The following is a 25,699-nucleotide window of genomic DNA, read 5'->3' as shown; positions in this document are numbered from 1 at the left end:
CCGATAAAAAGGCAAAAAGGATTTGTCGAATACGCTTCTTTTGACAACCTTGATTTAATTGAAAAACACTTTATAATGAAGCCATAACATATAAAGCGGGGCTTTTCCATGAAAAAAACATTCGAAAATTGGGCTTATCATGATTATACGACCAAGCTTTCGGTATCTATCGTTTATGCGTTGATCGCATCAGTCGCATTGAATTTCTTTTATCAGCCAGGACATATTTATTCAAGTGGTATTACTGGTCTAGCTCAGATTTTGACGACTTTGTCAAAATCACTGATAGGATTCGAAGTACCGGTATCAACAACTTTGTATTTACTAAATATACCTTTGTTTGTATTGGCGTGGTTAAAAATCGGGAAGAAGTTTACAATTTTCACTTTTATCACAGTCACTTTGACCTCCCTTTGTATCCATATTTTACCGGAAACAGTCCTATCTACCGATCCAATCATCTGTGCGTTGTTTGGGGGGGCTGTGATGGGACTAGGTATTGGGCTAGCGTTGAGAAACGGCCTATCATCGGGCGGTCTAGATATCGTGAGTATCACGATTCGTAAAAAAACAGGAAAGTCGATTGGTTCTATTTCGATCTACTTCAATGCATTGATCGTTTTTGTTGCCGGAATTCTATTTGGCTGGCAATATATGTTTTACAGTACGTTGTCTATTTTCGTCAGTGGAAAAGTAACTGATGTCGTTTATACTAAACAAAAGAAGATGCAGGTAATGATCGTAACGAAACATCCAGAAAAAGTAGTAAATGAAATCCAAAACTGTATGCGTAGAGGGATCACGATCATCAATGAAGCAGAAGGTGCTTATAAGCATGATAAGCAGACAGTATTGATGACGATCGTTACACGATACGAACTGCCTCTACTTAGAGAAGCAATGAAAGCTTCTGATCCACAAGCTTTTGTAAGTATTGCAGAAAACGTCCAGATACTTGGTCGTTTCTATGAGGATGGCATTTAAATCGAGTTTGACAAAAATTCATGAAATACTGCTGTAGACAGACGTTCGTTTGTCTGCAGTTTTTTTCTACCATAGTAGAATCAGCAAAGAAAAACTGCTTTTTTATTTGAAATTTTCTTAAAGTTGAAAAAAAGCATGTTTATTTTTTTAAATTTATGGGATGATAGAAAAAAATAGTAGAGAAAGGACACGATTCTACTTGCTATTTTCACTTAATACCCGTATATTACGAATGAAAAAAGTTTATGAAAAGTTGGAATATTGAATGGAAAAACAAAAAAGGTTAAAAAACAGCCGCTACATCACTGGGTTTGATGGGCTCCGTTCATTAGCTGTGGTGGGTGTTATCTTCTATCACCTTCTGCCAACTAGTATGAAAGGCGGCTATTTGGGCGTTCCGATTTTTTTCGTCGTATCTGGTTATTTGATCACGGATCTGCTGCGGCAGGAATGGGAACAAAATGGAAAAATCAATATTTGGCAATTTTATGTCAGAAGAATGAATAGACTCTATCCGGCACTTGTTTTTATGCTTGTGACAGCTTCGGCTTATATCACTTTGTTTCAGCGAGGGCTGTTAAACAATCTTCGAGGAGTTGTGGTCAGCAGCTTACTGTATGTCAACAACTGGTGGCAAATCAATAACGGTTTATCTTATTTCGATCGATTTGCTAATGAGTCACCGTTTACGCATATCTGGTCTTTAGCAGTAGAAGGTCAAAACTATTTGATTTGGCCGATCTTGTTTGTATTGTTGATGGTATTTGTTCGTAAAAGAAAATGGATCTTTTATACTGTGTTAGGTACATCCTTCCTCTCCGCCATCTTGATGATGATCTTGTATACACCAGGAGGCGATCCAACCCGTGTTTATTACGGTACCGACACTCGTCTATTTTCTATATGGTTGGGAAGTGCGCTTGCGTTTGTATGGCCAAGTACGCGTTTAAAGAAAAACATCCCGAAACAAGCGAAAAATATTCTGAATATCGCTGGAGGAATCTCACTTTTGGCACTGATTCTTTGCTTCTTCTTTTTAGATGATCATTACAATTTCATCTATTACGGAGGAATGCTCCTAGTGAGTCTGTTATGCGTAGTGCTAGTTGCAGTGACAGCACACCCTGGAGCAAGTTTGAATCGATGGCTGACAAATCCAGTATTTACTTGGATTGGCAAACGAAGCTATGGCATTTATCTGTATCAGTTTCCAGTTATGATTTTTTATGAAGCAAAGGTGACTGATATTGCCAATCATGTTTTGTTGCATACTTTAGTGGAAATCACATTGATTCTAATCATCAGTGAACTTTCTTATCGATATGTGGAGCGTCCGCTAGCACGTTTTGATTATGGTCGTACATTCCAAGTGATGAAAGGATGGTTCAGCAAACCGATCATCAGTAAGAGCAAACCATGGGTTGTTCCAGGCACATTACTTGTAGCAATTGCACTCGTTGGTTTCGTTACGGCACCGAAAAACGCTGTAACAGCCGATCAAAAACAACTGCAGGCAAAAATCGCTGAAAGTAAAAAACTAGCAGAAGAAACCAGAAACAATTCAGAAAACACCACTAGTTCGGTTGACCAAGCGATCCTTGATAAGTACGAGTTGTCCAAGGCACAAGGGAATAAGGCACAAAAATTAGAACTAACGGCATTTGGTGATTCAGTTATGTTGGATGCTGCAACGGATCTACAAGAACTTTATCCAAAAGTAGTGGTAGATGGAGATGTCGGACGACAATTATATGCCAGTGTACCGTACATTGAAAAATTAAAGGAGCAAGATTTGTTGAAAGACACTGTTCTGATTGGACTAGGAACGAATGGCTCATTCTCGGAAGCTCAGTTTGATAGTGTGATGGATGCAATCGGTGATCGAAAAGTATACTGGGTCAATGTCCGAGTACCGACGAAGCGCTGGCAAAATGACGTGAATGCGATGCTTGAACAGATGACGAAAAAATACGACAATATGACGCTGATTGATTGGTACAGCTACAGTAATGACCATAGTGACTGGTTTTATGATGATCAAGTCCATCCAAATCCTGAAGGGATGACACATTACATTCACTTAGTCAGCGAAGCCTTGCTAGGAGGAAGTTCAAGTACGAACAGCAGTGAGACAAACGTGACAGAATGATAGCTACAAAAAACTTCAGGCAAAAACATTTGTTTTTGCCTGAAGTTTTTTTATATTTATCGTGTTTTTAACATTCATATAGATTCAGGAAGCAAAACGGTTGAGTGTGTCTGTAAATAACGTTCTTTTTGTTTTCGGGTGAGTTTTTTGAATGCAGCTTCTGCTTCTGTTGCTTCGCTTCTTGAAGAAAATACTTCTGCATGGATCATCTTAACAGGTCTTCTTTTTTGAAGACGAGTATATTTAGCACCAGTACCATTGTTATGTTCCTCTAATCGTCTAGAAAGATCGGTTGTATATCCACCATAAAATGTCTGATCTTTACAGAATAACACGTAAAAATAATGTTCATTTGCCATAGAGCATCTCACGAATCTCTACAGTGTATTCTCCATCCATATTGTAAGTGATCAATGGTGGAGCGACTTTGAATCCGTCTAATTTGCCTTCTTTGATTCCTTCAACTAACAAAATATTTGCCTCTTTTCCAGGTTTTGGGTAAACAAATTGGATCCTTTTAGGTGCAATTCGATAGTCTTGCATGACCTGAATGATTTCTAAGAACCGATCAGGACGATGGACCATAGTAAAGCGTCCATTTGTTTTTAGTAGCTTACTTGAAATATCGATCACTTCTTCTAACGTCGTATGGATCTCATGACGGGCGATTGCCAGGTGTTTATTAGGGTTCGTTTTATTTGTTGGCAGCCCTTTGAAATAAGGTGGATTACAGACGACTAAGTCACAAGAATTATGCCGAACGACAGATAAGCTGTCTTTCAGATCGATGGTGTGGACGGTCATTTGTTCATTTAAATGGTTAAGCGCGATACTACGTCTTGCCATGTCTGCTAGACGAGGTTGAAGTTCGATAGCGTCGATAGCCGCCTGGGTTCGTTTACTTAAAAAAAGTCCAACTGCGCCATTTCCTGCACAAAGGTCAACGATCTTCCCTTTTTTAGGTACACGGGAAAAGTGAGCAAGCAGCACAGCATCTAAAGAAAAAGAAAACACTTTGGAACTTTGGATAATCTTGATATCTTCTGCGTATAATTGGTCGATTCGTTCGTCTTCGTGAAGCATGGATTCCCTCCAAAATGAAAAAAATAGTCGTCTGTATTATACTATTTTTATTAAAAAGAACCAAGGTGGCTTGTCAAACCTCTATTTTTTATGCATACTATGACCATAAGAAGGGAAAGGAAGAGACTATGTTTTATCGATTTATGCGCGGGGTAGTTCGAGTACTATTAGCCTTAGTTAATGGAAATGCCCGCTATGAGAATAAAGAAGTTTTACCGCAAGATGAGAATTACATACTAGTTGCTCCCCATCGTACTTGGTGGGACCCATTATATCTGGCGGTAGCTGCAGCACCCAAGGAATTCAGCTTTATGGCAAAAGAAGAACTGTTCAAAAATCCAGTTCTGCGATTTATATTAACTCGATCCAATGCTTTTCCAGTTAAAAGAGAAAATCCAGGACCAAGCGTCATTAAAACACCTGTAAAGATTTTGAAATCGACAAATTTGAGTTTGATCATGTTTCCCAGTGGGACAAGACATGCTACAGAACTTAAAGGCGGAATGGCATTGATTTCCAGAATGTCTAAAGCGAAAATCGTGCCAGCTGTATATCAAGGTCCGTTGACACTTGGGGATCTGTTCAAGCGTCAGAGAGTGACAGTGCGTTTCGGCGAACCAATCGACTTATCAGATATCAAGAAAACGGATAAAGAAGGTATGGCGGAGATCGAACGACGAACACAAGCAGCTTTTGACAAATTGGACAAAGAAGTGAACCCTGATTTCAAATATGAAGTCAAAAAAAAATAAAATGATAAGTTTATGCGTGGGCGGTCTTTTGAATCTACTGTCCTGTTCAGTTCAGACTTTTTCAATGAAAACGAGGGAGAGACGTCAAGTCTGCCCTCTTTTTGCGTTCCAATATGTAAAATAGAAGACAGGTGTCATGTAATGGATCAAAGTGTTATAATAATTAGAAGGATATTTTTTGAGGTGATTGAATGCGTTTTTTACATACAGCCGATTGGCATATCGGAAAAAAACTACAAGGTTATGACTTGATTGAAGACCAGCGTCATGTACTATCTTCTATACTAGATATCGCGAAAGAAGAAAAAGTAGAGGCAATCGTGATTGCCGGAGACTTATATGATAGGAGTGTCCCAGCTGTTGATGCCGTAGAATTATACAATGAATTGATGGTCGATTGGAATTTAAAGGAAAAGATCCCGATTTTTGCTATATCAGGAAATCACGATAGCAGTACGAGACTTTCAGCGGGTACGCCATGGTTCAGTTATTCGAACTATTTTTTGCGAACACAGCTAGCAGAAGCATTTGAACCAGTCGAGTTTAAAAACATACAATTTTTCTTTCTTCCTTACTTTGAACCAATTGCAGCGAGATTATATTTTGAAGATGACAATATCCGAACGATCAAGCAAGCGGTAGCCAAGGTGATAGATAAAATGCAGGAGCTTTTTGATTCAGAGAAAAAACAAGTATTGATTAGCCATTTTTTTGTAATGGGAAGTGTAAAATCTGATTCGGAAACGAAAATCGAAGTAGGCGGGTTGGATTCGATCCCTGGTGAACTACTTACACCGTTTGATTATGTAGCACTAGGACATTTGCATAATCAAGCTGCTTTGAGACAGGATAATGCTCGCTATAGCGGTTCCCCATTGAAATTCTCTTTATCTGAGATCAACCAAAAAAAAGGCGTATGGATCGTTGACCTGACAACAGGCCTGGAGTTGAATTTTAGGGAGGTCGAACCCCTGCATGATATTGAAGAAATAACAGCGAGTTTCAAAGAATTGCTGGATCCTGCCTTTTATCAGTCCGTCAATCGGGAGAATTACATCTATATCTATCTCACTGATAGAACGATCATCCCGAATATGATGAACCAGCTTCGGCAAATATATCCTCGTATTTTGGGGATTGAACGGGCAAACGGTCGAGCAGAACAAACAAAGCGCAAACGAAAAGTACTAGAAATGAAAGATCCTCAAAAATTAGCAGAAGCATTTTTTAGTGAAATGACGGAAGAGCAGCTAACTGCAAACCAAGAAAAATGGCTCGGAGAAACGTTGCAAGAAATCATGGAAATGGAATGATCAAGAATGAAACCGAAAAAATTACAACTTAAAAATTTTGGTCCTTTTATCAATGAGACCGTAGATTTTTCACGTTTGACAGAAGCACCGCTTTTTTTGATCAGCGGGAAGACAGGAGCTGGCAAAACAACGATTTTTGATGGGATCACCTTCGCACTTTTTGGTGAAACTTCCGGAAGACTTCGCTCTGGAAAAGAGATGCGTTCTTTGTTTGCTACACCAGACGAAGAAACAAGCGTGACTTTTTCTTTTGAACATCAGCAGATGAGCTATGAAATCGAACGAAAACCAGAACAAGTTTTAGCAAAACGAAAAGGAAACGGAACAAAAAAACAGGCAGCCAAAGTAACGTTGACCATTTTTGATGGGAAAGGAAAAGAAATCAAACAAATCACAAAACGTACAGAAGCAGATCAGTTGATCAGAGAACTGATGAATCTCGATGCGAAACAGTTTTCTCAAATCGTTTTACTACCCCAAGGAGAATTCCGTAATTTTTTGGTTTCATCAAGCAGTGATAAAGAGACTGTTTTACGTCATTTATTCGGTACTCAGTTTTTCCAACAGTTCAATGAGCGATTAAAAGAAAAAGCAAAACAACAGAAACAAAAATTGGATCATTTAGAGCAAGAACTGCATCTTCTGCAAAAAAGGTTTGTTTTAGTCAAAGAAGAGGAACCAGCAGCAGGGTTTGAAGCCGTTTTAGCCCAATGGACAAACCATCAGGCAATACTCGAAAAACAAATCACGGAAGAAAAAGAAGCTCTAACGGAACTTCAGGAAAAACAAAAGCAACTAGAAAATTCCTACTATCGTTTTGAAAGCTTGAAAAAAAGTTATGAAGAAAAAACGATATTAATAAACAAGCAAAAGGAATTAGCTGCTCAAAAAGACGAAATAGAGGAAAAGAAACGATGGATTGGGTATTATGAATTTACGCAACGATTAGTCGAACCAATCCAGCGCCTACAAGAAATAAAAGCTGAAAAAATAGAACTGTCACAAAAAAGTAGTGAGCAAACAAAGAAACTAGCGATGACTACGCAGAATTATGAAGAGTGGCAAAAAAATGAAGCAAACCGCGTACGCCGACAAACAAAAATCAAAGAAGCTGCTCAAAAACTGCAAAACAAACAGATGATGGTGCCAATTGTCGAATCCTTACGTAGTAAAAAACAAGACGCAGAACAATTAACAATTTCATTGGATAAAGAAGAATTGAATGCCGAGAAGCTGTATCAAAATCTCGTTATCTATCAGGAAAGAACTCGAATTCTTCAAGAAAATTTACTGGATCAGGAAAAACTGCAAGAAGATCGTCTTGCTTTTGGACAGTTAAAATATCTAGATGAAAAGCAGCAAGAAATAGAAAAACAAAAAGCAAAAGACACTAGGTCGCTCGCACAGATAAGAGAAGAACTCAAAAAAGCAACTGAAGAAATAACAAAAAATAGTCAGCTATTGAAAGAACAGACAGAACAAGCAGAACAGCTGAAAAGCCAATGGGCAAAGCAGCAAATTGCTCGTCTTCAGCTTTTTTTGCGTCCAGGGGAGCCATGTCTTGTTTGTGGATCAACGAAACACCCCATACAACAATCAAAACACGAACAGCCAAATAAGGAAGATATCTTAAAAGTAGAACAACAACTGGCAGAAGCTGAGTCTGCTGTAGAAAGAACTCAGCAAATCATTGCCAAAAGTGAAGCACATGAAAATAATCTTCAACAACAATTATCAGATTTAGAACAAAAAATCATGGCAACGAATATACAATTGGCTGAACAAGAAGAACACTTGCAACAGGCTTTGAAAAAGGCATTTCCTGAGATAACAGAACAAAAAACAAAAACAGCTCTTGTAGTAATCGAACAATCTTTAGATAGACGAAAAAGCAAGATGGCCAATGCAAGAATAGAGCTGGAAGAAATAAGACAACAAGCAGAAAAGCTCGAAAAACAATTAGCTGTCTACAAACAGCAGCAGACAGAAAAAAATAATCAGCTCCAGCAACTGCAAGGAGAAATCAAAAGTTTAGAACAACAATTGCAAGATACGGATAGTAACTGTTTAGAAGAGGAGATACGACGACTTGAAAAACAGTTAGAAAAAGACTCGAATCAACTAGCTGTTGAGCAGAAAGCAGGAGTGCAATTGTTGCAAGATCTTCATACGCTTCGGACACAGCTTGATCTTCAACATGAACAAATAGAAAAAATAGATGAAAAAATAGAAAAGGAACAAGAAAGAATAGCTAAAAAGTTAGAAAGCCAGTCGTATTTTTCAACAATTGAAGAAATCTGTGCATTTGCACAACAGCAAGCACAATATAAAGAAAACCAACGTACAGTTACTTCTTATCATGAAGAGCAATTAGTGACAGCTGACCGGCTGCGTCAATTAGAAAATATCCAGCTAACTGAGACATTCCCAGATACAGAAGAGATCAGCCAACAGTTAGAAGAGATAAGACGTATGATCGAAATAAAGCAAGAAAAGATATACGGTTTACAAGAACAAAAAATTAGTAATCAGAAAATCTACGATGAATGTCTTTCGATTTATCACACAAGCCAGACGAAATTAGATGAGCTTACGCAATTACAGCAGCTTTCGCAAACATTCAACGGAGAAAATCCTAAGAAGACTAGCTTGGAACGGTATGTGCTTCAGGTTTATCTTAAAGAAGTGTTACAAGTAGCAAATGATCATCTCCAACGTTTAACGAAAAATCGTTATCAATTTGAGCTAGCGGATACCATTGGCAGTTATCGGGGGAAAACCGGATTAGAAATCAATATCTATGATGATCAGGCAGGTATGTCTCGAAGCGCGCATACCCTGTCTGGCGGTGAGAGTTTTATTGCAGCACTTTCTTTAGCGTTAGCTCTTGCCGATGTGATCCAGACACAAGCTGGTGGTGTAGCAATCGATGCATTGTTTATTGATGAAGGATTTGGGTCATTAGATGAAGAAGCTTTGGAAATGGCAATGGAAGCTTTAGAAACGATCGAAAGTGAAGGAAGAATGATCGGCATCATTAGTCATGTAAGAGAATTGAAAGAACGAGTATTACAACAAATAAGAATTGATACAGAAGGTAGCGGACAAAGCAAAATACGCTATCAACTTGGATAAAAAGGGAGATTGGTAACTATGAAATGGAGTATTCCAGAAAAAGTCATTGCACGTGGACGTCAATACTTGCAAGAAGGCCGAGTGTTATCGGTTGTCCCTGACCAAGAAGAAAACGTGTGGCATGCAGAAGTCTTGGGCAGTGAATTGTATATGGTTGATTTGGATGGTACAGCAAAAGAGATAGATTACTGCCAATGTCCCTATTGGGAGGAACATAAATATTGTAAGCATACAGTTGCTGTGGAACTTTATTTACGGTCGAAAAATCTATCTCGTATCATGAAAAAAGACCAGCCAATGCTAGAACCGGTAAAAGCAACAAGTGAGGGAGAAATCATTGCAAAAGGTTTTTCTCGTCTAAAAACACAAAACAATCCTCAAGCGGTGCAACCTTTGATTATTGAATACCAAGTAGAAACGATCGAGACTAATCAGTATCACCCAGAGCTTTCTATTTTGGCACTTTACTTGCGTATCGGTTCATTGGCATCACCGAAAAAAACATATATCGTAAAAAACATCTATGATTTTTTACAAGCTTACGCAGAAAAAGAAACTTACACTGTTAATAAACAGTACCAGTTTCGTCTAGATAAACGGGCGTTTCAAAAAGAAGATCAAAAAATACTCACGCATCTTGCAGGAAGTGCTCAGACGCATCAATTATTAGGTACGAACGGCTTACAAGTCAAAGGAAAACTAGATAAAAGATATCTGCTTCTCCCAGTAGAACAAGCCCGCTTCCTGTTAGAGCAGATGAATCAGACTACACGTTTGCATCTGCAGATAAATGAACAAAACGATCAAGGAATACAATTTTCCGATCAAAACAAACCTTTATCATTCAAAGTGGAAAAATTTGGAGAAGATTATTTGCTGCAAGCATTGAATGATTTTGATTTTTTCTTTATGCATTATCAGTGGGGAGTTATCCAAGGGACATTTTATTCTCTGACGAAATATCAACAAACGGTTTATCAAACTTGGAAACAATTGATTCGCCGATTGGAGAAACCAGAAGTAGTGTTCAAGAAAAAAGAATTACCGTCTTTGTTTAAAGAGATTATCCCTCTGCTGTCAGAGATCGGCGACGTAGCTATTGCCCCTGCAGTAGAAGAGGAAGTAGCAGATATCCCCGTCGAATTTATTTTCTTTTTCCGAAAAGCAAAAGGAAAAATCCAAGCTCGAGTCGATTTCGTCTATGGCGAAGTCATCTATTCGACTGACCCGAAGCATGAGGTCTCGACAGATCAGACTTTTCAGGTGTTACGTGACACAGTAGAAGAGAAACGAGTACTTGATCTATTCAGAATGTATCGCTACCAGAAAAATGAAACTGGTTATGAACGTCCATTGCCAAGCGGGGAAGAACTATATGCCTTTTTCCGCACAGAACTATCTGTCTTCCGTCAGTTTGGTGAAGTCAGACTTGGAAGAAAATTGCGAGAGTTGTATTTAGATGCGCATAAACATCAACCGAAAATCGAAGTAACCGAGACCGGTTCATGGCTCGATATTCGATTCGATGTGACAGGGATAGAGGAGCAAGAAATCGATCATGTCCTGCAAAGCTTGCTGAGAAATGATGCTTTTTATACATTAGAAAATGGTCAGGTTCTTTCTTTTGATTCAGAAGAATTTCAACAAACAAGCCAAGTGTTGCAACAATTACGGGAATCGATACGTACAGAAGAAGGAACGATCCATGTACCTAAAAATCAAGGATTGATCATTCAAAATCAATTGGAAAAAAGCAATGCTACTTTTAGTGAATCGTTCCAAACGATGGTACAAGATCTCATTCATCCAGAAAGATACCAGGCACAGCTTCCCAAAGGATTGAATGCAACGATGAGAGATTATCAAAAGCAAGGTTTTCGATGGTTGAAGATGTTAGGTCATTATCAGTTTGGCGGTATTTTAGCCGATGAAATGGGACTTGGGAAAACACTACAGACAATTGCCTTTTTACTTTCGGAAAAAGAAGAACGGAAAAGCTTCTCTGCTTTGATCGTAGCGCCTGCGAGCTTAATTTACAACTGGCAGGCAGAGGTGAGAAAATTCGCCCCTTCTTTGAGTATCCAAGTAATCAATGGGAATAAAAAAGAACGTGAAGAATTACTGGCTAAAGACACAGATATCCGAGTGACTTCTTATGCCAGCTTAAGACAAGATCTAGCTAATTATCAGTCGCAAAAAATTGATTATTTGATTCTTGATGAGGCACAAATGGTCAAAAATAGCAGTACGAAAACTGCACAAGCATTGAGAGAATTAGCTGTACCTCAGCGGTTTGCACTGAGTGGGACACCAATCGAGAATAATTTAGAAGAATTGTGGTCATTGTTTGCAACGATTATGCCAGGATTTTTCCCGACTAAAACAAAATTCAGGGAACTTGCCGCAGAAGAAATTGCGCAAATGATTCGACCGTTTATTTTACGGCGAGATAAACAAACTGTGTTGAAAGACTTGCCGGAAAAAACAGAGATGAATCTATATTCTGCACTTACAGAAGAACAAAAAACTGTTTATTTAGCTTACTTGCGTCAAATGCGTGAAGAAATCACATCAATGGATTCTGAAGCATTCAAGAAAAACCGGATCGGGATACTTGCTGGTCTGACAAGACTGCGACAAATTTGCTGCGATCCTCGTCTGTTTATTGAAGATTACCAAGGCGGTTCCGGCAAGCTCGAACAAGTAAAAGATCTACTGGTAGCTGCCAAAGAGAACAAACGAAGAGTTTTGCTGTTTTCTCAATTTACAGGGATGCTGACTATCTTGCAAGAAGAGTTAGCCGAGCTAGGGATCTCGACATTTTATTTAAGAGGCAGTACGAAACCACAAGATCGGTTAAGTATGGTAGACGCATTTAATGCTGGCGAAAAAGATGTTTTTCTGATTTCCTTAAAGGCTGGGGGAACTGGATTGAATCTCACGGGAGCAGATACGGTCATCTTGTATGACCTTTGGTGGAATCCTGCCATTGAAGAACAAGCTGCTGGACGTGCACATCGGATCGGACAAAAAAATGTGGTAGAAGTGTGGCGTATGATCTCTGAAGGAACGATTGAGGAACGCATGGATTCACTCCAGCAAGAAAAACGCGAACTGTTCCAAAAAGTGATCCAAGGTAATGAAGAACAGTTGACGAAACTGACTGAAGAAGACATCCGCATGATTTTAAGTGTAGGAGAAATCGAGGAGTAAAAGACTCGAAAAAGCGTTCAGTAATGGGTAAGAAAGTCTTTCTAAAGAAGCAATTGTTTATTTGATTTAAAAAATAGCAAGGAGGCTGGGATTCCATTTTATCCCGGCTCTTTGTCAAATGATGTTGGTAAAGAGAAATCTTAGAATAATTGGAGATCAAGTGGATCAGTTCCTCTTGATCTTTTTTAGTTGAAAATCAATGCGTTGCCATGACGAATCATGATGCGCAATTTGAAATTATAAAAGCTACGAAAGCCATATGCATTTCGTTTTAACACTTTGATATGGTTGTTCAGACATTCAAGTGGGCCATTTGAATAACTTTGTTGTAAAGCATTTTTGATTTGTGGCAGAAATTTCTGGAACGTTCTCAAGGTCGTCTGATAGCCTTCGGGAAGCATGATATTATTGGTAAGTAGTTCTTCAAACGATACGTAGTCTCGTTCCTTTACAGCGTAAAGAAAGTCTTGATATAACTGATAGCCTACACGCAAAGCAGGGCTCCCTTTCAGTAAGCGATCCACAATATCGGTCTCTGTTAAATGAGCTTTGAAGCCAGGTCGCCAAAGGCGTCGAGTATAATCAAGCTTGCGTTCATCTTTTTGAAGAAGTTTCCAGTATCTTTTTAATTGCTTACCTAATTGATAGTGTTTTTGTTCTTTGCTTTTTAATAGTTGGTTCGTTTCTTTGATTCGATGATTGCGAAAGGTACGACCAATATGTTGGACGATGTGAAACCGGTCAATAATCAGCTGTGCTTTTGGAGACAGCTCTTTAACGAGCGATACATAAGGAGCGTACATATCAATCACGATCCATTCGACCGCTTCACGAATTTCTCGTGAAAAATGACTAAAATAACGTTTTAAAAAAGGCAGTTGTCGGTTCTCGACAATGTCCAATAAGCGCTGTGTTTGTCCATCCATCATGATGAAACTCATAGCACCTGAAACACCCCGAACTGATTTGAATTCATCAAAACAAAGTACCTTAGGTAACGGTGTCCGAAAAGGATTCAACGGACGATAAAATCGCTTCATAATACGGTAAACAGAAGAGACCGATAGATTTTTCTGAGCGGCGATCTCTGTCATTGAGGTATTTTTTTTCAGACGAGTCACGACAGACCAGCGGACTTTCTCACTGATGAAACAGTGTTTTTTCGCAACAGAAGTATCTGCGACAAAGGTCCGCTGACAAGCTTTGCATTTGAAGCGTTGCTTTTTCAATTCGAGGTAGGTACGGTATTCAGAAACATCGTTCATTAACAACCGGACGGTTGTTGTACCCCAACGCACAATATCTGAAGCAATCTGGTGTTTACAGTGGATGCATTCTTGGGCTGTATAAATCAAGTTTCCACGATAAATATGACAGATTTGCCCTTTGTATTTTTCTTTTGTGAGACAATTTTCGTTAAAAGTAACTGATAAGTCTAGAATATCTAATGTTTCTTTGATAAGGTGAGTGTAAGACATCTTGATTCCTCCTTTTGGGTTGGTTCGCCAAATTAATTCTAAAGGATTTCAAGGTGTCTTTTCTATATGTTTTGGAAAATAAAAAAGATGCTGGTGTCATCCACCAACATCAAAAAGTATAGAGCCTTTATCCCAGCTTCCTTGCTATCATTTTTTTATTTCTATTTTTAAAGGTTATACAAAGATTGTCTTCATTGTCTCTAACAGCTGATCAAAAGAAGAAATCTCGATATCGCAAATTGGAGTCTGTTCAATTTTGCGTTCTCGATGGTTGAACCAAAGCGCTTGCCAGTTAGCACTTTTTGCACCTAGAACATCATTGTCGTAATTATCGCCAACGTATAAGGTCTCTTCTGGAAGCATATGAAATTCTTTCTCAGCCAGCTGAAAAATCTCTTTTTCTGGTTTTTGGAAACCTGTTGCTTGAGAAATGAGCATATTGCGGGAAGGAATCCAATTGTTCAATTGAAGTTGCTTCAGTTTTTTTGTCTGATGGTCAGTCGGCCCATTTGTGATAATTCCTAATGGGACATTCTTTTCCTTCAAGAAATCGAGGGTTTTTTTGACCTCCTCATGCAAGCAGATATTATCAAGTTCTTCCTCGTAAATTTTTTGAAATAAGAGGCCATCTTCTTCCGTAATATGAGGGTAGTCTAAATCTTTTAGTGATTTGCTGATCCGATGTGCTCGCATATATTCTAGTGTCCAATCTCCTGCCATTACTTTTGGGAAGTTTTCATCACTATGATGGCGGAACCGGATATATAGTGGATGCATATCTGCATCTGAAACAAGCGGAACGACTCTTTTGACCGCGTTTCGAAATGGCTGCTGCTGATCATACATCGTATCATCAACATCAAACACAACTGATTTAATCAAAATTTTACACGCCTTTCGGTTTTCATTGATTTTTTCACAAATCCTTGACTATTGTAACAGAAAAAATTGTCTAAAAAAGCTGATAAATAAAGGTTTTTCTTACTATATTTCTATTTCCTTGACAGAATAAGGTTTTTATATTTCAGTTTTTTTCACTAAAAATCGTGAAACACGTCAATAAGTTTGATGAACAAATTAATCATTATGGTAGAAGTCGATTGATTTATTTTAATGCAATCTCTGTGGAATTTTCGAAAGATTTATTTTTTTAATACAGTCTCAATATAACTATTCAAACATAAAATAACGTTATTTGATTTATTTGTTTATAGTAAATTTTATTTAGTAATCATTGCTTTAAAATACTACGCTTATATAACAGAGAAAATAAGCGTTATAATAAAGAACAGTATTATTTAAAATGACAGAAAACATTACTATTAAAGAAATAAAAAACATAAAAAATCTTAAGAAATCGATTTCATTTAGCTTTTGAGATAAAATAATAGTACAGTTTTATATGCTGTTTCATATGTTTAGAAAATTTGAATTAGATTTGAAAACTCTAATTTTTAAATGATAAAAAAAGCGAGAGTGCTGGTTTTACTGTATATTAACCTTAGATAACTTTCATTTTTTTAAAAAAATTATGAAAAAAAGGTAGCTATTTAAAAGTTGATTATGTATAATAGAAACAGATGGGAGATTATTATGTTCTTCTGTTACAAAAAAGTGATTCTTATCACGAAAAGGAGTGGTGCACGTTGTTAACATTATATACTTCCCCAAGTTGTACTTCCTGCAGAAAGGCTCGTGCGTGGTTGCAAGAACATCAGATTCCATTTGTTGAACGTAATATTTTTTCAGAACCATTGAACAGTTCTGAATTAAAAGCGATTTTACAAATGACAGAAGACGGAACAGAAGAAATCATCTCGACACGTTCCAAAGTATTCCAAAAACTGAACATGGATTTAGATGATCTGCCGTTACAAGAATTATTGGAACTTGTGCAAAACAATCCTGGATTGCTTCGCCGTCCAATCATGATTGATGATAAACGTCTGCAAGTTGGTTTTAATGAAGATGAAATTCGTCGGTTCCTACCGCGCGATGTACGACAATTAGAATTACGTCAAGCACAATTGATGGCTGGATTATAGAAGGATAATACGAAACTTGGAAAAGACTATTACAAAGATAGTTTTTCCAAGTTTTTTTGTTTTTACAAAAAGTATTCTTGATTAGATGTATAAAAAGGTAGTAGAAGATGATGATTGCGCGAAAAATAGAGAGGAAAAATTAGCTGAAAAGTCGGCTATATAGTATTCGTCTGCCAAAAATGTTATAGTTAAATAAGATAGCTTGAAAGGTTGAAAAATCCGCTGGTTTTATTAAATTCACTTAACAGCGAGATTTTTTTTCTTTACATTTAAGCTGATTTCGCTACAATGAATCTATATTAAACATTGTGGCAAAGTGAGGTGTAGCAAAATGGAAATGGAACATATTAATGAAAATACGATCCGTGTACTAATTGGTCATGAAGATTTAGAGGAACGGGGCGTTTCATTTTTGGATTTACTTGGCAATCACAAAGAAATCGAAAATTTCTTTTATAGTATTTTGGAAGAAGTTGATATCGAAGAGGAGTTCCGAGGAAGCGAAGCTGTCACTTTCCAAGTTTTGCCAAAAGGAGACGGATTAGAACTGTTTATCAGTAAAAATCTTCCGGATGAAGAAATTTCTCAATCAGAAGATTCTACTGTTGATTCAGAAGATGTGAGTGACTTTCTTCGTCAGCAGATTATTGGCAGCGATCCGGAGGAAGAATTATCTGGAAGCGCCCTAGAAGAACAGGAAAGACAAGCAACTTTTGCTTTTGAAGATTTTGAACAAGTGATCCAACTTGCAACAGATGTCGAACTAGAGTCTGCTTGGACTGATTTGTATTTATTCGAAGAGCGCTATTACCTAGTCGTTCACTTCTGGATGGAAAATCTCAACCAAGCGGATGTAGAGAATCAGATTGCTCGAATTTTGGAGTTTGCTGAAAAGAGCGATCGTACACCAGAAACATTGAATGAATATGGAAAATGTCTGATGGCGCGTAATGCTATCGAGCGAACGAAATTTTATTTTGTATAAATCAGCATTATAGTAAGAGACTGTGACAAAAATTGTGTCGCAGTCTTTTTTTCGTATAAATAGTGTTCAAAAGCTTGCATCTGCGGTAACAAGCCCAACCAAACGAAAAATATTGGGAACTATTTTTGTTTAGCTGTTCTTATTACTTGATGCAGAATAGCTTTTTCACGCCCTCTTTTTTCGTGTAAATAAATTCTTAGACGTAAATAAGTTCAGAGGGAGAAAAATGCTGCTTGCAATGAATGAATATAATAAGTGCTGTTTTGCTAAACATGCAGAAAAAGGAAAGAAATATTATTGTCGTGGCTGTCGAAAAAGAGTGATTTTGAAAAAGGGAAAGAAAAAATGTGCTCATTTTGCCCATCAAAAATCAGATAACTGTTCGGTCTTTAGTGAAAGAGAATCAAAAGAGCACTTACAGTTAAAGGAATGCTTCATGGATTGGCTGGGACAGTCAGTAGAACCAGTATTTTTGGAAGCCTATTTGCCGAGGTTGCGGCAAAGGCCGGATATTTTGTTGGCGAATCTAGCAATAGAAATCCAATGTTCTAGACTGTCTCACGAGAGATTTATTGAAAGAACCCAAAATTATTTGAATAACAGTTACCAAGTATGGTGGATACTTGGGAATTCTTTTTTTGGACAATCGCAATTCTCATTGATAGAAAAAAGTTGCTGCTACTATAATAGAAAAAGAGGAGTGCATTGCTGGAAAGCTGATCTCAAGAAACAAAAGCTTTATTTGTATCATCATATTACAGAGACTGTATCAGGGCATATTTCCTTTTGCAGTAGCTGCTGGACTTTTTCTAGTAGCGACCTTAAAGAAATATTCACTAGTAACGAAATTAAAATGAACCAAATGAAAAAAATAGAAAAAGTGAGTGAAGATGGGAAGAAATAGCTGACACGCCAACTTATTCACAAGCAAAAGGATACAGTATCCATACAAGAACAATGCTACTTGCGTCATAAACATCTTTTGCATCTATCATCGTGGATCTATCAAAAAAGTCGGTTTTTCTTTTATTTACAAGAACAGGTTTTTCTTTATCGAATGTTGTACGAAGAAGCCTTGGAAAAACAGAAAGTTCCTGATTTCAACTCATGGCTTTGCCAAATAAAAGAACATAAAAGGGAATGGCTTTTTCCTATGATTGATGAAGAGATGGTCTATCAGCAGTTTTTTAACGAATGCATACACTTATCTTCTTTGAAAAAATAGTAAGTATAAAAATAGGCTAGGAATCGGTTTTCTATGTAAAACAAGATTTAGTTATGCTAAAATTGATGGAAGCAGACACATGAATGAGTAGAAAAGTTAGATGCTGTGACATGTGGATGTTAGACTATGATCTATTTTGATAGATAGAGCTAAGGGAAGAAAAGGAGTGGATTTCATGGAAGTAAAGCAGTTGCCAAAACGAGAAGAATTGCCTGAAAATTTAACTTGGGACTTGACCAAGATCTTTTCAAGCGACCAAGAGTTTGATGAGAAATATTTGGAATTATCAGAAGAGTTAAAACAATCTGAAAAACACAAAGGAACACTTAATCAAGGCGCTTCTCAATTTTTAAATGCGATTGAATTCGTATTGAGGGTTTATCGCCAAACTGAAGTCATTTATGTATATGCGCACCTTAAAAACGATCAAGACACTGGAAATACAGATTACCAAGCGCTTTATGCAAGAGCAAGCAGTCTGTTTTCGAAAGTTAGTGAAGCCGTTTCCTGGTTTGAACCAGAAATATTGCAATTGTCAGATGACCAGATTTGGCAATATTTCAAAAAAGAACCAAAATTGGAAGTCTATCGCCATTATATCCAGCAAATAGTAGATAATCGAGCCCATGTCTTATCTGCTGAGCAGGAATCTCTTCTTGCTGGAGCAGGTGAAATCTTTGATGCTTCAAGTGATACATTTGCTGTTTTGAATAATGCAGATCTAGTTTTTCCAACGATTGAAGGAGAAAATGGTGAAATAGTCCAATTATCTCATGGCGTGTATGGTCAGTTGCTAGAAAGCACGGATCGAAGGGTACGCGAAGCAGCATTTAAGGGATTGTACAGTGTTTACGAACAATTTAGAAATACATTTGCTTCTACTTTAGGCACACATATAAAAGGACATAATTTTAAAGCGAAAGTCCGTAATTACAGCTCTGCCAGAGAAGCGTCTTTGAGCAATAATCATATTCCTGAAAGTGTATACGATACTTTGGTAGACGTGGTAAACAAGCATTTGCCTTTGTTACATCGATACATGGAATTACGGAAACGTTTATTAGAAGTGGAAAAACTGCACATGTATGATCTTTATACACCGGTCTTAGGGGAAGCTCCAATTACCTTTACGTACGAAGAAGCAAAAGAAAAAGCTTTAGAAGCACTGAAACCAATGGGTGAAGAATACATGGCCATCGTAGAAAAAGCATTCTCTGAACGTTGGATCGATGTTGTCGAAAATAAAGGGAAACGAAGCGGTGCTTATTCTTCGGGAAGCTATGACACAAATCCATATATTTTATTGAATTGGCATGATACGCTGGATCAGCTATTTACGCTTGTCCACGAAATGGGACATAGTGTTCATAGTTATTTCACTCGTTCGAACCAGCCTTATGTGTACGGCGACTACTCCATCTTTTTAGCAGAAATTGCTTCGACAACGAATGAAAATATCCTAACGGAGTATTTATTGGAAACAGAAAAAGACCCTCGTGTACGGGCTTATGTACTCAACCATTACTTGGATGGGTTTAAAGGAACAGTTTTCCGCCAGACACAATTCGCTGAATTCGAGCATTTCATGCATACGGAAGATGAAAAAGGTGTGCCATTGACTAGTGAATACCTAAGTGATAGTTATGGTAAATTGAATGCAAAATATTATGGTCCAGCAGTCGAAGAAGACCCAGAAATTAAATTCGAATGGTCACGGATACCGCATTTTTATTATAATTACTATGTTTTCCAATACTCGACTGGCTTTTCTGCTGCTTCAGCACTGGCGAAGAAAATACTAAACCAGGAACCAGAGGCACTAGAGAACTACTTGGCTTACCTAAAAGCAGGTAACAGCGATTATCCTGTGGAAGTAATGAAAAAAGCAGGAGTTGATATGACACAGGCTGCATATATCGAAGATGCAATGTCGATGTTTGAACAACGTCTAAATGAATTAGAAGAATTGATCGATCGTTTATAAGGCTTTCTATTTTTGATTTTCTCGAATAGAAACGAAAAAAATACGTCGGCTCTCTTGTAAGGGAGTCGACGTATTTTTTTAATTAGAGAGCAAGTGTAAATGGCTAGTTCTTGAATGGAACTAAGAATCATTTGTATGTAAATGTTCACCATTAAAAACTTGATATGAGTTATCTGTTGTTTTACACAGCTCTGTGATTCTCCAAAGGCTACTTGTACCTTTTACTTCTACTAAAACACCAAAATCACGGTCGCAGGCATAATTGTAAACGACTGCAGAAGGGTGTTTTGTGATGCCCATTTCCCGAGCAATTTTTTGATCGGAAAAGAATGCTTCTTTAACGAAGTCAGACTGCCGATCTTCTTTAAACATATTCAAATCGCCGCCGATTTCTTCAAATATGGATTCAGCAAGTTCTTGAGAATATGGTATGTCATTACAGCCGACTGCTTCTTGCAATTTGATCAAAAAACGGCGGCCTTTTTTCTTTCCTTGAAACTGCGCCGCTTTGCAGTCTAATGCTGCAGAATAAGTCATTGAGAATAAGTGATTACGTTCCTCAAGATTGTTCTGAGAAATTCCTTTTTGTTGCATGACATCCCCAATTGTCTGCAAATTGACCAAAGGAAGAAAGCGAAATTGCATCTTTTCTTTTGATGGTGTCCCGTACTCTTCTTCGATAAATTGTAATAACTGTTGTTCCATTTCGAAACAGTATTCCCCTAAAGGATTAACAAATAAATAGATTTCGATCATATGAATCTCCCCCAAAATAGATTCTATACAACTAGTGACTAGATTCTTTCACAACCTATAACTTAACAGAAAAAAGTAAAAAAATGAACTCAAGTGCCTTGTGAAAATGAAAGGTTTCTAATTTTTAGCTTCAAGCATACGTTGGATCTTGTTCTTAGCAGGACGATAAGGTAAAGAAAAACGTTTTAAAAAATTTATAAAAGCAATTTTTCCCACAGATGCATCCCCTACCTCTAGTTCCAGTTCAAAATCGTGTAGATTGTCTCCCCAGCTTTCATCAATAGCTAAAAGTCCTTCTTCAATAGGGAATTCAGCCCGTTTTGTTGTAAGCTTTCCGGTTTGGATTAATGAAGCAGGATCGATATTCAAATCAGAAATTTTTTGAAAAACTGCGCCTGAACGAGGCAGACGTTTTTCGAAGATAAATGCTTCTGCTTCTTCTGTTATAAAGGTATCCGTTGTTTCGAGACGCCCTTTTTCAGCAGGTGTTTTTAATGTATATTCAGCTTGATGACCAACGAAACGGATCCGTAGGCCACAATTTTGTTTCTTCAGCTGTTCATCAACGGTATCGAAATAAATATTAGTCTGTACACGGAAATCTTTATCTGTTAATTGATAGTGAGCGATGAATATCTCGTACTCTTGCTTTGTCAGCATAGATTTATATTCGATTTCAAGCATTTGTGTCATTTGATCGACTCCTTTTTGTCTATTTTGCCTAATTTTCTTTTTTTGGTCAATGCATAAATCAAGAGTACGAAAAAACTTTGCATATATGGTAGAATAAACAATGAATGTTAATGAAGTAGAGGTATCAGCTATGGAACGAGATTGGGAAGCATTTTTAGCACCATATGAACAAACTGTATCAGAATTGAAAGTGAAACTGCGGGGGATCCGCAAACAGTTCCGTGAACAAAATCGACATGTCCCGATTGAATTTGTCACTGGGAGAGTCAAGCCAGTCGATAGTATTGTAACAAAATCACAATTACGGCATATTCCAATGGGACGTTTAGAAGAAGAAATGTCTGATATTGCCGGGTTAAGGATCATGTGTCAGTTTGTAGAAGATATCCATCAAGTTGTTGAGATCATCCGTAAAAGAAAAGACATGAAAGTTCTCCAAGAACGAGATTACATCACAAATAAAAAAGCAAGTGGCTACCGTTCTTATCATCTGGTGATCGAGTATCCTGTACAGCTGATCAGCGGTGAGAAGAAAATTTTGGCGGAAATCCAGATTCGGACTCTTGCGATGAATTTCTGGGCAACGATTGAGCATTCGCTGAATTATAAATATCAAGGCGTTTTTCCAGAAGAAATGAGTGAACGACTTCAGCGTGCGGCAGAAGCTGCCTATCAGTTGGATGAAGAGATGTCCAGTATCCGTGAAGAAATCCAAGAAGCACAGCGGTTATTCTCCCATGGAAGAGGAAAATCAGATGATGTCTACTATCGAACGCTTTTGAAGAAAGAAAGCGAAAGAGAGGAGGCAGGGGATGAAAGTAGCGATCGTTCATAATAAAGAAGCAAAGACTATAGAAGTGACAGAACGTTTGAACGCACTTTTAGAACAAGCAGGGATTCAACGAGATGATCATGAGCCAGAATTGGTCATCTCAGTCGGCGGAGACGGCACATTATTGTCGGCGTTCCATCACTACAGTCATTGTCTGAATGATGTGCGTTTCTTGGGCGTGCATACAGGTCATTTAGGGTTTTACACGGATTGGCGGGATTACGAGCTGGAAGAACTAGTAGACAGCTTACGAACGAACCGGGAACAAAGTGTTAGTTATCCCTTGCTGGATGTTCGGATCAGTTATTTGGATGAAACACCGGACCAGCATTTTTTAGCACTGAATGAATCAACGATTAAACGGGCCAATCGTACGATGGTAGCCGATGTATACATCAAAAACGAGCTGTTTGAAAGTTTTAGAGGAGATGGATTGACGATTTCTACGCCTACTGGTTCGACAGCATATAATAAAAGTGTCGGCGGTGCTGTGATCCATCCTAGTATCAATGCCTTTCAGTTGGCAGAGATTGCTTCACTGAATAATCGAGTGTTTCGTACTTTGGGTTCTCCGATCGTGATTGCCCATGATGAATGGCTAGAAATAAAATTGGAAAATACAGAAGATTATCTTGTAACGGTTGATCAATTGAATGTCGCAAAAGCAAATATCCGCTCAATTTATTATCGAATAGCAGAAGAACGGATCCATTTTGCTTCTTATCGACATATGCATTTTTGGCATCGTGTGAAAGATGCCTTTATTAGTGAGGATTGATATGCAGTTTACATGGGATTATGAGAAAGATCATTCTCAGCAAGTAAAATATTTTTTAAAAGAAAAAGGGATCTCAAAGGGTCTGTTAGCGAAAATAAAATTTCAAGGCGGTCAAATCAAAGTTAATGATCAAGTAGAAAATGTCTTGTTTTCTCTAGCTAAGGATGATAAGGTAACCATTGTGATTCCTGATGAAGGAGAACATGAAACCGTACTTTTGGATGAAACACCGATCGATATCGTGTATGAAGATGAACACGTTCTGGTAGTAAATAAACCAGCAGGCGTTTCGTCTATTCCTGCCCAATACCATCCAAATGGGACAATGGCTAATCGTGTAAAGGCTTATTATAAAAAACAAGGTTACGAAAACCAAGTAATCCATGTGGTGACGCGACTAGATCGGGATACATCTGGTTTGATGCTTTTTGCAAAGCATGGATTTGCGCACGCAAAATTAGATATGCAACTTCGTAAAAAGAAGTTTGTGAAAAAATATCAGGCCTTAGTCAGTGGAAGGCTTTCAGATTTATCGGCACATGGACATATCGATTTGCCGATCGCCCGAGATTATTCTTCGCTATTGAAGCGAATGGTCTCTGATGAAGGACGTTCGGCACAGACTGAGTACTGGATAGAGAAGCGACTAACAGAAATCGCGTTAGTTGATATCCAGCTGCATACAGGAAGGACACATCAAATAAGAGTTCATTTTTCCGCAATTGGCTGTGCCCTGCTCGGTGATGATATGTATGGCGGGCGAATGGATCTGGGAATAAAAAGACAAGCCCTTCATTGTTATGATCTGTGTTTTTACCATCCATTTACAGAAGAGTTGCTGGAGTTCAAGCAGCCTTTAGCCGCAGACATGGAGGCAGTTGTGAGACGGTTTGAAGAATAAGGCGAGGTGAGATTGGTCTGGATGAAAATCAAGAATTAGAGGAAAGATTTGCCCAGTTGACTCAAGATTTAAGGGAAAATAATATTCAGGCATTCAGAAACAGTTTTTTAGAGATGCATATCTATGAGCAGGGGCAATTCTACCAATCTCTTACAGAAGAGAACAGGCAGCTGATCTATTCCTATCTGTCGCCTAAAGAATTAGCGGATATGTTCGATGTGATTGAAGAAGACAACGAACATATGAAAGAATACCTAGATGAGATGCGTCCTAGCTATGCAGCTGATATGCTTTCTGAGATGTATACAGATAATGCTGTTGACTTGCTTAATACGCTGGATAAAAAGCAAATTGCTAAATATTTAAGTTTGATGTCGGCAGACGATGCCAGTGAAATCAAGGAACTTCTCCATTACGAGGATGAAACAGCTGGCGCGATCATGACAACTGAATTTGTTTCGATCGTAGCCAATCAAACTGTTCGCTCTGCGATGTACGTGCTGAAGAACGAAGCAGATGTAGCTGAAACAATCTATTACATCTATGTCGTTAATCAAGAAGGTCAGCTAGTAGGGGTTATTTCTCTGCGCGACCTAATCGTGAATGATGACGACGCAATGATTTCTGATCTGATGAGCGAACGAGTGCTTTCAGTTCATGTAGGCGACGACCAAGAAGATGTGGCACAAACATTTAGGGATTATGACTTCTTAGCTCTTCCTGTTACCGATTATGATGATCATTTGTTAGGAATCGTCACAGTCGATGATATCATCGACGTTATTGATGATGAAGCTGCTAGCGATTATTCAGGACTTGCCGGGGTCAATGTGGAAGAAATTAATGAAAATCCAGTAAAGGCAGCGTCTCGACGTTTGCCTTGGCTGATCACTCTGTTGTTTTTAGGTATGTCGACCGCTTCTTTAATCAGTCACTATGAAGACTTGGTAAGTGAAGCGAGTATTTTAGCAGTCTTCATTTCGCTGATTACAGGAACTGCCGGTAATGCTGGAACCCAGTCGCTAGCTGTGGCTGTTCGTCGACTTGCGATTTCTGATGAGAAAGATCATGGATTTGTTCGACTTGTTTTGGCTGAAGTCTTGACCGGCGTTGTCACAGGAGCTGTTACGGGGATCACGATTTTTCTAATCGTAGGTTTTTGGAAACATAATTTTATCTTGGGGTTTGTCATAGGGATGGCTATGCTATTTGCAATCACAGTGGCGAATCTTGCAGGTAGTTTAATCCCGATGCTAATGGATCGTCTAGGATTTGATCCAGCAGTAGCAAGCGGTCCCTTTATCACGACTTTGAGCGATTTGACGAGTGTACTGATTTATTTCAATATTGCTTCTTTATTTATGGGCTATTTTATGTAAAAAAACAAAAACAT

The 25,699-nt window shown here is 38.1% G+C and carries 19 protein-coding genes and 1 pseudogene; 14 read left to right on the top strand and 6 right to left on the bottom strand.

Annotated elements, in window-relative coordinates; translation table 11 throughout:
- Positions 1-108: 108 nt before the first annotated feature.
- Together MKX69_RS10915 and MKX69_RS10910 are read left to right on the top strand one after the other, a co-directional pair.
- Entirely contained in the window at positions 109-984 is an 876-nt protein-coding gene (locus MKX69_RS10915; RefSeq protein WP_002293644.1) for a YitT family protein, read from the top strand.
- A gap of 265 nt (positions 985-1,249) precedes the next feature.
- Positions 1,250-3,133: an acyltransferase family protein gene (locus MKX69_RS10910; protein ID WP_341010162.1), complete on the top strand. Its 1,884-nt coding sequence runs from the start codon at positions 1,250-1,252 to the stop codon at positions 3,131-3,133.
- Between the two features lie 74 nt (positions 3,134-3,207).
- Here MKX69_RS10910 and MKX69_RS10905 read toward each other — a convergent pair whose 3' ends face one another.
- Both MKX69_RS10905 and MKX69_RS10900 read right to left on the bottom strand, forming a co-directional pair.
- Positions 3,208-3,492 carry a GIY-YIG nuclease family protein gene (locus tag MKX69_RS10905; protein WP_341010160.1) on the bottom strand — a complete coding sequence of 95 codons (285 nt, stop codon included), beginning with the start codon at positions 3,490-3,492 and terminating at the stop codon, positions 3,208-3,210.
- Positions 3,482-4,216 (bottom strand): tRNA1(Val) (adenine(37)-N6)-methyltransferase, encoded by a 735-nt coding sequence (locus MKX69_RS10900; protein ID WP_002299374.1) that lies wholly within the window; start codon positions 4,214-4,216, stop codon positions 3,482-3,484. Before MKX69_RS10900 ends, MKX69_RS10905 begins: the two co-directional genes overlap by 11 nt.
- Positions 4,217-4,344: 128 nt before the next feature.
- Here MKX69_RS10900 and MKX69_RS10895 point away from each other — a divergent pair, with 128 nt between their 5' ends.
- From MKX69_RS10895 to MKX69_RS10880, 4 genes are all read left to right on the top strand, one after another.
- Complete coding sequence (locus MKX69_RS10895) at positions 4,345-4,968, top strand: lysophospholipid acyltransferase family protein (protein ID WP_002288956.1); 624 nt, start codon at positions 4,345-4,347, stop codon at positions 4,966-4,968.
- A gap of 191 nt (positions 4,969-5,159) precedes the next feature.
- Complete coding sequence (locus MKX69_RS10890; RefSeq protein WP_341010158.1) at positions 5,160-6,281, top strand: exonuclease SbcCD subunit D; 1,122 nt, start codon at positions 5,160-5,162, stop codon at positions 6,279-6,281.
- 6 nt (positions 6,282-6,287) lie between these two features.
- The gene (locus tag MKX69_RS10885) at positions 6,288-9,416 is read left to right on the top strand and encodes an SMC family ATPase (RefSeq protein ID WP_341010156.1); all 3,129 of its coding nucleotides are present in this window, start codon (positions 6,288-6,290) and stop codon (positions 9,414-9,416) included.
- 18 nt (positions 9,417-9,434) lie between these two features.
- Entirely contained in the window at positions 9,435-12,629 is a 3,195-nt protein-coding gene (locus MKX69_RS10880; protein WP_010728073.1) for a DEAD/DEAH box helicase, read from the top strand.
- A 185-nt stretch (positions 12,630-12,814) separates the two neighbouring features.
- On the opposite strand, the gene MKX69_RS10875 is transcribed toward MKX69_RS10880, so the two are convergent.
- Positions 12,815-14,107 (bottom strand): ISL3 family transposase, encoded by a 1,293-nt coding sequence (locus MKX69_RS10875; RefSeq protein ID WP_341008367.1) that lies wholly within the window; start codon positions 14,105-14,107, stop codon positions 12,815-12,817.
- 174 nt (positions 14,108-14,281) lie between these two features.
- Positions 14,282-14,989 carry an HAD family hydrolase gene (locus MKX69_RS10870; protein ID WP_341010154.1) on the bottom strand — a complete coding sequence of 236 codons (708 nt, stop codon included), beginning with the start codon at positions 14,987-14,989 and terminating at the stop codon, positions 14,282-14,284.
- Between the two features lie 764 nt (positions 14,990-15,753).
- On the opposite strand from MKX69_RS10870, the gene spxA reads away from it, so the two are divergent.
- The 4 genes and pseudogenes from spxA (at position 15,754) to pepF (ending at position 20,346) form a co-directional block, all read left to right on the top strand.
- Positions 15,754-16,152: a transcriptional regulator SpxA gene (spxA, locus tag MKX69_RS10865; protein WP_002296384.1), complete on the top strand. Its 399-nt coding sequence runs from the start codon at positions 15,754-15,756 to the stop codon at positions 16,150-16,152.
- Positions 16,153-16,483: 331 nt separating this feature from the next.
- The gene (locus MKX69_RS10860) at positions 16,484-17,137 is read left to right on the top strand and encodes an adaptor protein MecA (RefSeq protein WP_002299370.1); all 654 of its coding nucleotides are present in this window, start codon (positions 16,484-16,486) and stop codon (positions 17,135-17,137) included.
- A 226-nt stretch (positions 17,138-17,363) separates the two neighbouring features.
- Positions 17,364-18,362 (top strand): annotated as a pseudogene (locus MKX69_RS10855) (competence protein CoiA).
- Between the two features lie 175 nt (positions 18,363-18,537).
- On the top strand, positions 18,538-20,346 hold the full coding sequence (pepF, locus tag MKX69_RS10850; RefSeq protein WP_341010152.1) for an oligoendopeptidase F: 1,809 nt from the start codon (positions 18,538-18,540) through the stop codon (positions 20,344-20,346).
- Between the two features lie 120 nt (positions 20,347-20,466).
- Here the strand turns inward: pepF and MKX69_RS10845 are convergent, their stop codons facing one another.
- Positions 20,467-21,102 (bottom strand): ClpXP adapter SpxH family protein, encoded by a 636-nt coding sequence (locus tag MKX69_RS10845; RefSeq protein WP_341010151.1) that lies wholly within the window; start codon positions 21,100-21,102, stop codon positions 20,467-20,469.
- Between the two features lie 117 nt (positions 21,103-21,219).
- On the bottom strand, positions 21,220-21,795 hold the full coding sequence (locus tag MKX69_RS10840) for a CYTH domain-containing protein (RefSeq protein ID WP_341010150.1): 576 nt from the start codon (positions 21,793-21,795) through the stop codon (positions 21,220-21,222).
- A gap of 130 nt (positions 21,796-21,925) precedes the next feature.
- Here MKX69_RS10840 and MKX69_RS10835 point away from each other — a divergent pair, with 130 nt between their 5' ends.
- The 4 genes from MKX69_RS10835 to mgtE are packed head-to-tail and all read left to right on the top strand — an operon-like array spanning position 21,926 to position 25,685.
- On the top strand, positions 21,926-22,630 hold the full coding sequence (locus MKX69_RS10835; RefSeq protein WP_002289848.1) for a GTP pyrophosphokinase: 705 nt from the start codon (positions 21,926-21,928) through the stop codon (positions 22,628-22,630).
- Positions 22,608-23,405 carry an NAD kinase gene (locus tag MKX69_RS10830; protein ID WP_002289847.1) on the top strand — a complete coding sequence of 266 codons (798 nt, stop codon included), beginning with the start codon at positions 22,608-22,610 and terminating at the stop codon, positions 23,403-23,405. Before MKX69_RS10835 ends, MKX69_RS10830 begins: the two co-directional genes overlap by 23 nt.
- A 1-nt stretch (position 23,406) precedes the next feature.
- Positions 23,407-24,306 (top strand): RluA family pseudouridine synthase, encoded by a 900-nt coding sequence (locus MKX69_RS10825; protein ID WP_341010149.1) that lies wholly within the window; start codon positions 23,407-23,409, stop codon positions 24,304-24,306.
- A gap of 17 nt (positions 24,307-24,323) precedes the next feature.
- Entirely contained in the window at positions 24,324-25,685 is a 1,362-nt protein-coding gene (gene mgtE, locus MKX69_RS10820) for a magnesium transporter (RefSeq protein WP_002294561.1), read from the top strand.
- Positions 25,686-25,699: the final 14 nt, after the last annotated feature.

Origin of the sequence: Enterococcus sp. FSL R5-0957 (assembly GCF_038008005.1) — a bacterium.
Lineage (GTDB): Bacteria > Bacillota > Bacilli > Lactobacillales > Enterococcaceae > Enterococcus_B > Enterococcus_B faecium.
Note: the sequence above shows the minus strand (reverse complement) of the source record. Positions and strands in the feature narration are given on the sequence as shown.